General features: G+C 77.2%; 2 protein-coding genes. Both read right to left on the bottom strand.

Annotated features, from left to right (window positions below; translation table 11 throughout):
- Positions 1-7 precede the first annotated feature (7 nt).
- On the bottom strand, positions 8-6,814 hold the full coding sequence (locus MQV74_RS33970; RefSeq protein ID WP_278194274.1) for a type I polyketide synthase: 6,807 nt from the start codon (positions 6,812-6,814) through the stop codon (positions 8-10).
- 83 nt (positions 6,815-6,897) lie between these two features.
- Complete coding sequence (locus tag MQV74_RS33960; RefSeq protein WP_374120809.1) at positions 6,898-13,458, bottom strand: type I polyketide synthase; 6,561 nt, start codon at positions 13,456-13,458, stop codon at positions 6,898-6,900.
- Positions 13,459-13,464: the final 6 nt, after the last annotated feature.

Here is a 13,464-nt window from a genome sequence, read left to right as displayed (position 1 = left end):
CCGTGCCTCAGTGAAGGCCGCCGAGCCAGTCCCGCACCGCGCGCAGGGCGGGCTCGCTGTGCTCGCGGATGATCGAGAAGTGGGTGCCCGCCGTGTCGACGGCGGTGTGCGGCAGGTGCCAGCGCGGCCGCCAGTCGTCGGGGGTCCCGGCGACGGTCTCGGCGGTGGCCGGTGCGTCGAAGGCCGGTTCCGTGGCACGGACGAGCAGGGTGGGGGCGCCGATCTCGCGCGGGCGCCACGTCTCGAAGAGCTGTGCGTAGTGCGCCAGGGCGGTGAGGTAGGCGTCGTCGCCGGTGTCCTCCGTCCACAGCACGTCCGGCGCGCCGGTGGCGCGGGCCCGGTCGATCCGGGCGTGCAGCCGCGGGATCATCGCGCTGCCGGGCCAGTAGCTGTCCAGGAGGACCACGGCGGCGGGGCCCGCCCCGCGCTCTTCGAGGACGGCGGCGGTGGCGTGGGCGATCCAGCCGCCGGCCGAGTACCCGAGCAGCACCGCCGGGCCGCCGTCGGCGCGGGCCCCGACCCCGTCGGCCAGCAGGTGCGCCAGGGCGTCCACGGACGCGGGCAGCGGCTCCCGCCAGTCGAAGCCGGGGACGGGCTGGGCCCATACGTCGTGCTCGCCCTCGGCCGCGGCGGCGAGGCGCGCGTACTGCGGCGCGCCCGCGCCGACGGCGAACGTCGGGAAGCAGACCAGGTCGGGTCCCGCGGCCGCGGAGCCGCGTGCGAGGCGGACGCGCGCCGGGCGCAGCCGCTCGTCGGGCGCGTCGAAGGTGGGGCGGAACCGGGCGACGCCGCGCACCAGTTCGTGGAACTCCTCGGTGCGGCCGAGCTCGCCCGCGCGGGCGAGCAGCGGGCCCAGGGTGAACCGCGCCCCGGCGGCGGGCGCCGCGTCGGCCGCGCCCTCGGGGCCCGCCGCCGCCCCCTGCTCCGCCAGGAACCGGGCCACGTCGGGGACGGTCGGGTGCTGGAAGACCAGGGCGGGCGGCAGCCGGAGCCCGGTGGCCGCGCCGAGCCGGTTGCGCAGGTCCACCGCGGTCAGCGAGTCGAACCCCAGCTCCGGCAGGTTCCTGTCGTCGGCTACCCCGGCCGCGTCGGCCAGCTTGAGCACGGCCGCGACCTGGGTGCGGACGAGGTCGGCGAGCAGCTCCCGCCGCTCCTCCCCGGTGGCCGTGGCGGTCAGGCGCGCGCGGAACTCCCGCCCCTGCTCCGCGCGTGCGGAGCCGCGCCCGGGCCTGGAGGCGCCGAGCGGCGAGCCGGTCGGCTCGGGCCAGTAGCGCTCGTGCTGGAAGGCGTACGTGGGCAGCTCCACGAGGGTCGCGCCGACATCGGTGAGCATCGTGTCCCAGTCCACGGCCGCGCCGCCGACGTGCAGCCGGGCCAGGGCGGCCAGGAGCGCGCGCACCGTGGCGCCGTCGCGGTCCGGCTCCACGTGCTCGCGCACGCCCTGGGAGTCGAGCCACCGCACCGCCTCGTCGGGCGTGCCCGTCTCCCGGGCGAGGCGGGACCAGTGCTCCGGGGCGGAGAGTTCCTCGTACGGGACCGGGCGGCCGGTCCGGCCGGAGACGAGGGGGATCACCGGCGGGCGGAACGTCAGCTCCTTGGTGACGCGGTGGACGCCGTCGCCGGAATCGGCGCCGCCGGGTTCCCGGTCGAGGGCGACGGCCAGGGCCACCGCGTCGGCCAGGGACAGGGCGCCCGCGCAGTGCGCGGCGGCCACCTCGCCCGCCGCGTGGCCGAGGAGGTGATCGGGCGTGACGCCCCAGTGCTCCAGGAGGCGGAACAGCGCGACGTCCCCGGCGAAGCGGGCCAGCGCCCGGGACGCGCCGGGCGCGGGCGCCTCGGGGTGCGCGGCGCACGCGGCGGCGACCTCCGCCAGGGCGGCGGCGTGGACCGGGAGACGAGCGTACGCCGGGTCGGCGGGGCCGGTCGGGGCGGCGGCATCGCCGGAGGGGGCGTCCCCGCTGGAGCGGGCGTCCCCGCCGGAGCAGGCGTCCCCGCCGGAGAAGTGGAACGCGAGCCTGCTGCGGGCGCGGGCCGCCCCCTGGACGACGTGCGGGGCGTTCTCCCCGTTCTCCCCGTCCTCCCCGTTCTCTCCGCTCTCCCCGTTCTTCCCGTTCTCTCCGCTCTCTCCGTTCTCCGCGATCAGCGCGAGGCCCGCCAGGAGCGACTCGCGGTCCTCGCCGAGGACGACGGCCCGGTGGTCCAGGGCGGCCCGGGTGCCCGCCAGGGAGCGCGCGACGTCGGCCGGGGCCAGGGCGGGGCGCTCGGCCGTGAACTGTCGCAGCCGTTCGGCCTGTTGGCGCACGGCCTGCTCTGTCTTGCCGGACAGGACCCAGGCCACGGCGGGCAGCGCGGCCGCCTCGGCGGGCTCAGGGGCGGCGAGGGACTCGGCGGGCGCGTGCTCCAGGATCACGTGGGCGTTCGTGCCGCTGATCCCGAACGACGAGACGCCCGCGCGCCGCGCCCGGCCCGTGTCCGGCCACGGCCTGGCCTCCGTCAGGAGCTCCACGGCGCCCGACGACCAGTCCACGTGCCGGGTGGGGTCGTCCACGTGCAGGGTGGGCGGCAGGACGCCCCGGCGCAGCGCGAGCACCGTCTTGATGACGCCGCCGACGCCCGCCGCACCCGCCGTGTGCCCGATGTTGGACTTCAGGGACCCCAGCCACAGGGGCGACCGGGCGGGCCGCCCCTGGCCGTACGTGGCCAGGAGGGCCTCCGCCTCGATGGGGTCGCCGAGGGTGGTGCCGGTCCCGTGCGCCTCGACGGCGTCGACGTCCCGGGGTTCGAGTCCGGCCTGGGCCAGGGCCTGGCGGATCACGCGCTGCTGGGCGAGGCCGTTGGGCGCGGACAGGCCGTTGCTGGCCCCGTCCTGGTTGATCGCGGAGCCGCGGATCACGGCGAGGACCTCGTGGCCTTCGCGCCGGGCCTTCGACAATGGCTCCACCAGGAGCACGCCGACGCCCTCGCCCCAGCCGGTGCCGTCGGCCGCCGCGGCGAACGCCTTGCACCGGCCGTCGGGGGCCAGCGCGCCCTGCGCGCTGAACTCCACGAACGCGCCCGGCGTGGACAGGACCGTGACGCCCGCCACCAGGGCGGCCGTGCAGTCGCCCTGCCGCAGGGCCTGCACCGCCAGATGGAGGGCGACCAGGGACGACGAGCACGCGGTGTCCACGGTGACGGCGGGCCCTTCGAGACCGAAGGTGTAGGCGAGCCGCCCCGACGCGACGCTCGTCGACGTGCCGGTCATCAGGTGCCCCGCGCTCTCGTCGGGGTCGGCGGTGAGCAGCGGCAGGTAGTCCTGGCCGCTGAGGCCCACGAACACGCCGGTGCGGCTGCCGCGCACCGCGTCGGGTGCCAGCTTCGCCCGCTCGAACGTCTCCCACGCCACCTCCAGGAGGAGGCGCTGCTGCGGGTCCATGGCCAGGGCCTCGCGCGGGCTGATCCCGAACAGGAGCGGGTCGAACCGGTCGGCGTCGTGCAGGAAGCCGCCCCGGCGGACGTAGGTGCGTCCCGGCGTGCCCGGACTGGGGTCGTACAGCTCCTCGACGTCCCAGCCGCGGTGGGCGGGGAACGAGGAGGTCGCGTCCCGCCCCGAGGCGACCAGGTCCCACAGCTGGTCCGGCGACGCCACGTCGCCGGGGAACCGGCAGCCCATGGCGACGATCGCGACCGGCTCGTCGGCGACAGGCCCGGCCGTCACCGGTGCGGCGGCGCCTTCTTGACTGCCCGTCAGGAGCGTACGGAGGTGGGCGGCGAGCCGCTCGGCCGTGGGGTGGTCGAAGACGGCCGCCGGGGAGACGCGGACGCCGGTCGCGGCGGCGAGCCGGTTGCGCAGCTCCATGGCCGTCATCGAGACGAAGCCGAGGTCGGTGAAGGCCCGGGTGGGGTCGAGGTCCGCCGGGTCCTGGTGGAGCACGGCGGCGGCGTGCTCGCACACCGTCTCCAGGACGAGGCGTTCCCCGGCGCCGTCGGGCAGCTCCGCCAGGCGTCGGCGGAAACCGGCGGCCGCGCTGTCGTCGCCCTCCCGGCCCCGCACGGCGGCCTGTGCCCCGTCCGGCCAGTAGCGGCGGCGCTGGAAGGCGTGCGTCGGCAGGTCCACCAGGCGCGCCCGCGTCCCGATGCGGCCCGACCAGTCCACGCGGACGCCTTGGACGTGCGCCTCGGCCAGGGAGGTGCCCACGCGCCGGGCGTCGCCCTCGCCGCGCCGCAGCGAGGTGAGGACGGTGCCTTCGGCGGCGGCGCTCTCGAGGATCTCGTGCACGGAGACCGCGAGCACCGGGTGCGGACTGACCTCCACGTACGTGCGGTGGCCCGCCGCGAGGAGGCCGCGCACGGCCGCGTCGAAGCGGACCGTCCGCCGCAGGTTCCGGTACCAGTAGGCGGCGTCGAGCCCCTCGGTGCCGAGGAGGCCGCCGGTGACCGTCGAGAAGAACGGGATCGCGGCCGGGCGGGGCCTGATGTCGGCGAGCACGGCGAGGAGTTCGGCCTCCAGGGTCTCGACCTGGGCCGAGTGCGACGCGTAGTCCACGGCGACGCGGATCGCCCGTACGCCCTCCTGCTCGGCGGCCGCCAGGAGTTCGTCGAGGGCCCCGGCGTCGCCCGAGACCACCACGGAGGAGGGGCTGTTGGCCGCGGCGACGGCGAGGCGCGTGCCCCACGCGGCGAGCCGCTCGCGTGCCCGGTCCTGCGGCAGCGCGAGGAACGCCATGCCCCCGCTGCCCGCGAGGCGTTCGGCGACGAGGCGGGACCGCAGCGCGACGATCCTCGCCCCGTCCTGAAGGGTCAGCGCGCCCGCCACGCACGCGGCGGCGATCTCGCCCTGCGAGTGGCCCACCACGGCGCCCGGCTCGACGCCGTGGGAGCGCCACAGCTCGGCCAGGGAGATCATCATGGCCCACAGCGCGGGCTGCACCACGTCCACGCGGTCGAGCGGGGCGGCGCCCTCGGCCCCGCACACGACGTCGACGAGCGAGAAGTCGACGTGGGGGGCGACGGCGGCGGCGCACGCGCGCAGCCGGTCGCGGAAGACCGGGGAGTCGCGGTACAGGTCCGCGGCCATGCCCTCCCACTGGGCGCCCTGGCCGGGGAAGACGAACACCGGCTTCCCCGGCTCCCGGGCGACGCCCGCCACCACGCCGGGCGCGCTCCTGCCCTCGGCCACGGCGTCGAGCCCGGCGAGGTGGCCGTCGCGGTCGTCGGCAAGGACGATCGCGCGGTGGTCGAAGGCGGTGCGCGAGGCGAGGAGCGCGTGGCCGACGTCGGCCGGGGACAGCTCGGGGCGCTCCCGTACGTGGTCGCGCAGCAGGGCCGCCTGCTCCCGCAGCCCCCGTTCGCTGCGCGCGCTGACCAGCCAGGGCAGGGGGCCCTCGGCTCCGGCGGTGGCGTCGGCCGGCACCGGATCCGCGGGGTCCGTCGCCGGGGCCGGGAAGCCGTCGTGGTCCGCCTGTTCCAGGATGACGTGGGCGTTGGTGCCGCTGATGCCGAAGGAGGAGACGCCCGCGCGGCGCGGGCGGCCCGTCCGCGGCCAGGCGCGGCCCTCGGTCAGGACGCGTACCGTGCCCGGGGACCAGTCGACGTGCGGGGTCGGCTCGTCGACGTGCAGGGTGGGCGGCAGGACGCCCCGGCGCAGCGCCATCACCGTCTTGATGACGCCGCCGACGCCCGCGGCGGCCTGGGTGTGGCCGATGTTCGACTTCAACGACCCCAGCCACAGGGGCCGTCCGGCCTCGCGCTCCTTCCCGTACGTGGCGAGGAGGGCCTGGGCCTCGATGGGGTCGCCGAGCGCGGTGCCGGTGCCGTGCGCCTCGACGGCGTCCACGTCGGACAGGGAGAGCCGGGCGTTGGCGAGGGCCGCCCGGATGACGCGCTGTTGGGAGGGGCCGTTGGGCGCGGTCAGGCCGTTGGAGGCGCCGTCCTGGTTCACGGCGGAGCCCCGTACGACAGCGAGCACCGGGTGACCGTTGCGCCGCGCCTCCGACAGCCGCTCCAGGAGGACGAGTCCTACGCCCTCGCCCCAGCCGGTGCCGTCCGCCGCCGCCGCGAACGCCTTGCACCGACCGTCCGGAGCGAGCCCCCGCTGCCTGCTGAACTCCACGAACATGCTCGGCGTCGGCATCACCGCCGCGCCGCCCACCAGCGCGGTGGCGCACTCGCGCTGCCGCAGCGACTGCACGGCCAGGTGCAGGGCCACCAGCGAGGCGGAGCACGCGGTGTCCACGGTGATCGCCGGGCCTTCGAGGCCGAACGTATAGGCCAGGCGCCCCGAGAGGACGCTGGCGAGGAACCCCGTGGAGTAGCCCTCGAAGTTCTCCTCGGCGCCCTGGAGCAGCATCGCGTACTCCTGGCTGCTGGTGCCGACGAAGACGCCGGTCCTGCTGCCCCGCAGGGCGGCCGGGGTGATGCCCGCGCGCTCGAAGGTCTCCCAGGCCACCTCAAGGAGCAGGCGCTGCTGGGGGTCGAGGGTCAGGGCCTCGCGCGGGGTCACGCCGAACAGGCCCGCGTCGAAGGACGCCACGTCGTCGAGGAAGCCGCCCTCGCGCGCGACGCTCGTGCCGAACCGGTCCGGATCCGGGTCGTAGAGCCCCTCGACGTCCCAGCCCCGGTCGTCGGGGAAGGGCGCGACCGCGTCCCGCCCTTCGGCGACCAGGTCCCACAGGTCCTCCGGGGAGCGGACGCCGCCCGGGTAGCGGCAGCCCATCGCCACGACGGCGATCGGCTCCCCCGCGGCCTCCTCGACGTCGCGCAGGCGCTCGCGCGTCTCGTGCAGATCGGCGGTCACCCGCTTGAGGAAGTACCGGATCTTGTCTTCCGTCACCATCTGAAGTCCACCTCGTCGAGACGTCGCCGATGTCCGCTCGCGCCCGGGACGCGCCGCGGTGTCGGCCAGGGCCGTGTCCGCCGTCAGGAGATGCCGAGCTCCTTGCTGATGAAGTCGATGACCTCGTCGTCGCTCGCCCGGTCGAGACCGGCCGCGACGGCCGTGCGCCCGGACTCCTCGGCCCTGCCGCGCGTCCCCTCGCCCCAGCGCCGGGCCAGGGCGCGCAGGCGGGCCGCGATCCGGTCCCGCTCGTCGTCGTCGAGCCCGTCGCCGTCGAAGGACGCCGCCCAGTCGTCGAGCCGGGACAGGAAGGAGTCGGCCCGCGAGCCGAGGCCGGGCAGCAGCTCGGCCCCGATGTGGTCGCCCAGGGCGGCCGGGGTCGGATGGTCGAAGACGAGCGTGGTCGGCAGGGTCAGGCCGGTCGCGGCGCCCAGGCGGTTGCGCAGCTCCACCGCGGTGAGCGAGTCGAACCCGAGGTCCTGGAAGGGGCGTTGCGGATCCACGCTCTCGGGGGTCAGATGCCCGAGGACCAGGGCGATCTGGGCGCGCACCAGGTCGAGGACGGCCGCGCTCCGCTCCTCGGGCGCGAGCGGCACGAGGCGTTCCCGCAGCGCGTCCCCCGCGCCCGCCCCCGGGAGCGCGGCGGGGGCGCGGGCCAGGCCGCGCAGCGCCACGGGCAGGTCCCCGGCCGCGGCGGCGGCGCCCAGGGCCGAGGTGTCGAGCCGTACCGGGACGAGGCCCGCCGCGCCGGTGGCGAGCGCGAGGTCGAGCAGCGCGAGGCCGTCCTCGGTGGACAGCTCGCCGACGCCGGAGCGGCCCATGCGGTCCCGGTCCCGCCGGCCCAGGGCGGCCGCCATGCCGCCGCCCGCCCACGGGCCCCAGGCCAGGGACGTCCCCGGCAGGCCGGTGTCGTGGCGGTGCCGGGCGAGGGCGTCGAGGAAGGCGTTGGCCGCGGCGTAGTTGGCCTGGCCGCGGGCGCCGACGGCGGCCGTCGCGGACGAGAAGAGGACGAACGCGGCCAGGTCGGCGTCCCGCGTGAGCTCGTGCAGGTGCCAGGCGCCGTCGGCCTTGGGCGCGAACACCGTGCCGAGGCGGTCGGGGGTGAGGGACTCCAGGACGCCGTCGTCGACCACGCCCGCGGCGTGCACCACGGCCGTCAGCGGATGCTCGTCCGGCACCGTCGCGAGGAGCCGCGCCACCGCGTCCCGGTCGGCCACGTCGCACGCGACGGCCCGTACGGTCGTCGCGCCCGCCGGGGCGGGGCCGGTCAGTTCGGCCACGAGGTCCGCGATGCCGTCCGCGTCGGCTCCCCGGCGACCGGCGAGCAGCAGGTGCCGGGCGCCGTGGGCGCGGACCAGGTGGCGGGCCACCGCACCGCCGAGCGCGCCGGACGCGCCGGTGACCAGGACGGTGCCCTCGGGGTCCCACGCGGCGGGCAGGGTGAGGACGATCTTGCCCACGTGCCGGGCCTGGGCGAGGAAGCGGAAGGCCGCGGGCGCGTCGCGCACGTCCCAGGTGGTCACCGGGAGGTGGCGCAGGCTGCCGTCGCCGAACAGCCCGACGATCTCGGCGAGCATCGCGCCGACCCGCTCGATCCCGGCGTCCATCAGGTCGAACGCGCGGTAGGCGACGCCTTCGTGGCGCTCGGCGACCTCGGCGGGGTCGCGGACGTCGGTCTTGCCCATCTCGACGAACCGGCCGCCGGGCCGCACCAGGCGCAGCGACGCGTCGAGGAGGTCGCGCGCCAGGGAGTTGAGGACGACGTCCACGCCGCCGCCGCTCGCCGTGGTGAAGCGCGCCTCGAACGCGTCGGTGCGGGAGGAGGCGAGGTGCGCGTCGTCGACGCCGAGGGCGCGCACGGCGTCCCACTTGGCGGGGCTCGCCGTCGCGTACACCTCGGCGCCGAGGTGCCGGGCGAGCTGCACGGCGGCCATGCCGACGCCGCCCGCCGCGGCGTGCACGAGCACCTTCTCCCCCGGCCGTACGTCCGCGAGGTCCACCAGGCCCTCGTACGCGGTGAGGAACGCGACGGGCACGGACGCGGCCTCGGTGAACGTCCAGCCATGGGGCATCCGGACGATCAGGCGGTGGTCGACGACCGCCACCGGGCCGAGACAGCCACTGGCGAGCCCGAACACCCGGTCGCCCGGGGCGAGGCCCTCGACGTCGGGGCCCACTTCGCTGACGACGCCCGCGATCTCGCCGCCCAGGGCCCGCTGGTCGGCGACCATGCCCAGGGCCATGACGACGTCGCGGAAGTTGAGCCCGGCCGCGCGCACCGCGACCCGGACCTGACCCGGCGCCAGGGGCGCGGCGGCCTCCGGGCTCGGGGCGAGGACCAGGTCGTCGGCCGCGCCCCCGTCGGTGAGGTCGACGCGCCACCGCGGTACGCCGGCCGGGGGCACGAGGGTGCCCGCCGGTACGCCGCGGGCGAGGCGCGGCACGAGCGTCCGGCCCGACCGGAGCGCGACGTCGGGTTCGTCCCCGGCGAGCGCGGTGCGCAGCGCCTCGGTCGACGCGGGCGTGCCGTCCGCGTCGGCCAGGGCGAACCGTCCGGGGTGCTCCGACCGCGCGGAGCGCACCAGGCCCCAGAGCGCGGCGGCGGCCAGGTCGGTGATCCGCTCGTCGGGGGTGGCCGCGACGGCGCCGCGGGTCACGACGGCGAGGCGGGCGGGCGCGAGCCGGGGGTCGGTCACCCAGGTGCGGAGCACGGCGAGCACCGACGAGGCGAGGGCGCGGGCGGCGCCCGCCGGTCCGTCGGCCGCGGAGGCTCCCCCGGGCCCGGGGGTCTCGCCGTGGCTCGGCAGGAGCACCAGGTCCGGGACCCGCGCGCCGGAGTCGAGCGCGGCAAGGAGCGCCCCGGTGTCGGCGTACGCGGGCACGCCGAGCTCGGCGGCGAGCCGGTCGTCGCCCAGGACGGCGCAGTGCGGGGCCGGTTCGGCCGTGGCGCCGGGCGTCCGGAGCCAGCCGACGTGGAAGAGGGTGTCGTGGGTGCGGGTCGCGCGCAGTTCCCCGGCGGAGACGGTCCGGGTCACCAGCGCGCCGACCGACGCCACCGGGGTGCCCCGCTCGTCCCACAGGGACAGGCTCACCGCGTCCGTGCCCGCCGGGGCGAGACGCGCCCGCAGGGTCGGTGCGCCCGGGCCGTGGAAGGACACCTCCCGCCAGGAGAACGGCACCCGGACGCGGCCGTTCTGTCCCGCCGCGCCGTCACGGACGAGGGCCGCGTGGAGTGCGGCGTCGAGCTGGGCCGGGTGGAGTGCGTACCCGCCCGCGGCGGGCCGCGTACCGGCGGGGAGCGCGACCTCCGCGTACAGCTCGTCGTCCTTCCGCCAGGCCCGCGCGAGGCCCCGGAAGGCGGGGCCGTACGCGAAGCCCGCGTCGGCCAGGCCGTCGTAGAAGCCGTCGAGGGCGACGGGTTCGGCTCCGGCGGGCGGCCAGGTCTGCCCGGGGCCCGGCGGCGCGGGGGCGGCGTCGGGGGCGAGGTCGCCGCGCGCGTGGCACACCCAGGGTTCGTCGGGCGCCGCGTCCTCGGGCCGCCCGTACACGCCGAACGCACGGCGGCCCTGCTCGCCCTCCGCGCCGACGCGCACCTGGAGGCGGACGGCGCCGCGCTCGGGCAGGACCAGCGGGGCCTCCTGCGTCAGTTCGGCCAGGCGGCGGCAGCCCGCCTCGGCTCCGGCGCGCAGGGCCATCTCGACGACGGCGGTGCCGGGGACGAGCGCGGAGCCCAGCATGACGTGGTCGGCGAGCCAGGGCTCCGTGCGCCGGGACACCGTGCCGGTGAGGACGAGGCCCTGGGCGTCGGCGAGCTCCAAGGAGGCGCCGAGCAGGGGGTGTTCGAGCCCGGCGAGCCCGGCCGCGGTCACGTCCGCGGCGGCGCCGGAGCCGGAGCCGGTCCAGGGAAAGCTCCGGCGCTGGAAGGGGTAGGTGGGCAGGTCCACCGCGCGGGCCCCGGCGAGGAACCGGGTCCAGTCGACCCGTGCGCCGTGCGCGAAGGCCGTGGCGAGGGCCGTGCGCACGGTGTCGGCCTCGGGCCTGCGGGAGCGGGCCGTCGGGATCAGCACGGCGCCGGTGGCCGCGGGTTCCCCGGCGAGGCAGTCCTGGGCCAGGGCGGTGAGCGTCCCGGCGGGGCCCACCTCCACGAAGGTGCGGACGCCCGCCGCCACGAGCCGGCGCATCCCGTCGTCGAAGCGCACGGTCGCGCGGGCGTGGCGCACCCAGTACTCGGGCGAGCACAGCTGGTCCGCGCCCGCGATGTCGCCGGTCACGTCCGAGACGACGGGGATGCCCGGCGGGTGGAAGGTGAGCTTCTGCGCGACCTGGCCGAACGCGTCGAGCATCGCGTCCATCTGGGGCGAGTGGAAGGCGTGGCTGACGCGCAGCCTGCGCGTCCTGCGGCCCTCGCCCTCGAAGTGTCCGGCGAGGGCGAGCACGGCGCTCTCGGTGCCGGACACGACCACCGACGACGGTCCGTTGACGGCGGCGAGGGCCACGTCGTGCGGATGGTCCGCGAGCCACGGCGCGATCTCCGCCTCGGTGGCCCGCACCGCGACCATCGCGCCCGTGCCGGGCAGGTCCTCCATCAGCCTGCCGCGCGCGGCGACGAGCGTGCACGCGTCCTCCAGGGAGAGGACCCCGGAGACGTGCGCGGCGGCCAGCTCCCCGATCGAGTGGCCGAGCAGCAGGCCGGGGGTGAGCCCTCCGTGCGTGAGCAGCCGGTACAGCGCCACTTCGTACGCGAACAGGGCGGGCTGGGTGTACGCGGTGCGTTCGAGGAGCGCGGCCTGCGGTGTGCCGTCGGCGGCGAACAGGACGTCCCGCAGCGGCCGTTCGAGGTGCGGGTCCAGATGCTCGGTCACGGCGTCGAGCGCGCGGGCGAACTCCGGGAAGGCGGCAGCCAGTTCGCGGCCCATGCCCGGGCGCTGGCTGCCCTGGCCCGAGAAGAGGAACGCCGTCTCGCCGTCGGCCGCGGTGCCCCGCACCAGGCCCGGCGCGGGCCGGTCCTCGGCCAGGGCCGCGAGTGCGGCGAGCAGCTCTTCCCGGTCGGCGGCCCACACCACGGCCCGCTGGTCGAGGGCGGCGCGGGTGGTCGCCAGGGACAGGCCGAGGTCCGCGGTCCTGACCTCGGGCCGGGCGCGTACGTGTGCGGCGAGGCGCTCGGCCTGGTCCCGCAGGGCCTGTTCGCCCCGGGCGGAGACCACCAGCGGTACGGGTCCCGCGGGGGCCGTGGCCGCGTCGTCCGCGGCGGGCACCGGGGCCTCGGCCCGCGCGGGTACCGCTTCGGCGTCCTGGTCCGCCTGTTCCAGGATGACGTGGGCGTTGGTGCCGCTGATGCCGAAGGAGGAGACGCCCGCGCGGCGCGGGCGGCCGGTCCGCGGCCAGTCACGGTTCTCGGTGAGCAGCCGTACCGTGCCCGCCGACCAGTCGACGTGCGGGGTGGGCCCGTCCACGTGCAGGGTCCTGGGGAGCACGCCGTGCCGCATCGCCATGACCATCTTGATCAGCCCGGCGATGCCCGCCGCGCCCTGGGTGTGGCCCAGGTTCGACTTGACGGAGCCCAGCCACAGGGGCCGGCCCGCCTCGCGCTCCTGGCCGTAGGTGGCGATGAGCGACTGCGCCTCGATGGGGTCGCCGAGGGTGGTGCCGGTGCCGTGGCCCTCGACGGCGTCCACGAAGTCGGCGGAGAGCCGGGCGTTGGCGAGGGCCGCCCGGATCACGCGCTGTTGGGAGGGGCCGTTGGGCGCGGTCAGGCCGTTGGAGGCGCCGTCCTGGTTCACGGCGGAGCCCCGTACGACAGCGAGCACCGGGTGGCCGTTGCGCCGCGCCTCCGACAGCCGCTCCAGCAGGACGAGTCCTACGCCCTCGCCCCAGCCGGTGCCGTCCGCCGCCGCCGCGAACGCCTTGCACCGACCGTCCGGCGCGAGCCCCCGCTGCCTGCTGAACTCCACGAAGATGCCCGGGGTCGTCAGCACGGCGGCTCCCCCGGCCAGGGCCAGGTCGCACTCGCGCTGGCGCAGCGACTGGGCCGCCAGATGGACCGCCGCGAGCGAGGCCGAGCAGGCGGTGTCCACGGTCATGGCCGGGCCTTCGAGGCCGAACGCGTAGGCCAGGCGCCCCGAGAGGACGCTGGCGGCGCCGCCGGTGACCTGGTGGCCCTCGCTGCCCTCGGTCGCCGGGGCGCCGTTGCCGACGGTCATGAGGACCGAGCCGACGAACGTCCCGACGGCCTCGCCGCGCAGCGCGCCGGGGCTGATGCCCGCCCGTTCGAAGGTCTCCCACGCGGTCTCCAGGAGGAGGCGCTGCTGGGGGTCCATGGCGGCGGCCTCGCGCGGGCTGATGCCGAACAGGTCGGCGTCGAAGTCGCCCGCGCCGTCGACGAAGCCGCCTTCGAGGGCGTACGTCCGGCCCGGCCGGTCGGGGTCGGGGTCGTACAGCGCGTCGGTGTCCCAGCCCCGGTCCGCGGGGAAGGGCGCCATCGCGTCGGTGCCGGACTCCACCAGGCGCCACAGGTCCTCCGGGGAGCGGACGCCGCCCGGGTAGCGGCAGCCCATCGCCACGACGGCGATCGGCTCCCGGGCCGCGGCGGTCAGTTCCCGGTTCCGTGCGCGCAGCGTCTCGACCTCCTTGAGCGAGGCCCGCAGCGCCTC

Source organism: Streptomyces sp. AN091965 (assembly GCF_022698285.1).
In the GTDB taxonomy this organism is placed as follows: Bacteria; Actinomycetota; Actinomycetes; order Streptomycetales; family Streptomycetaceae; genus Streptomyces.
The sequence above is the reverse complement of the archived record's forward strand: the minus strand, read 5'-3'. Positions and strand labels throughout refer to the sequence as shown.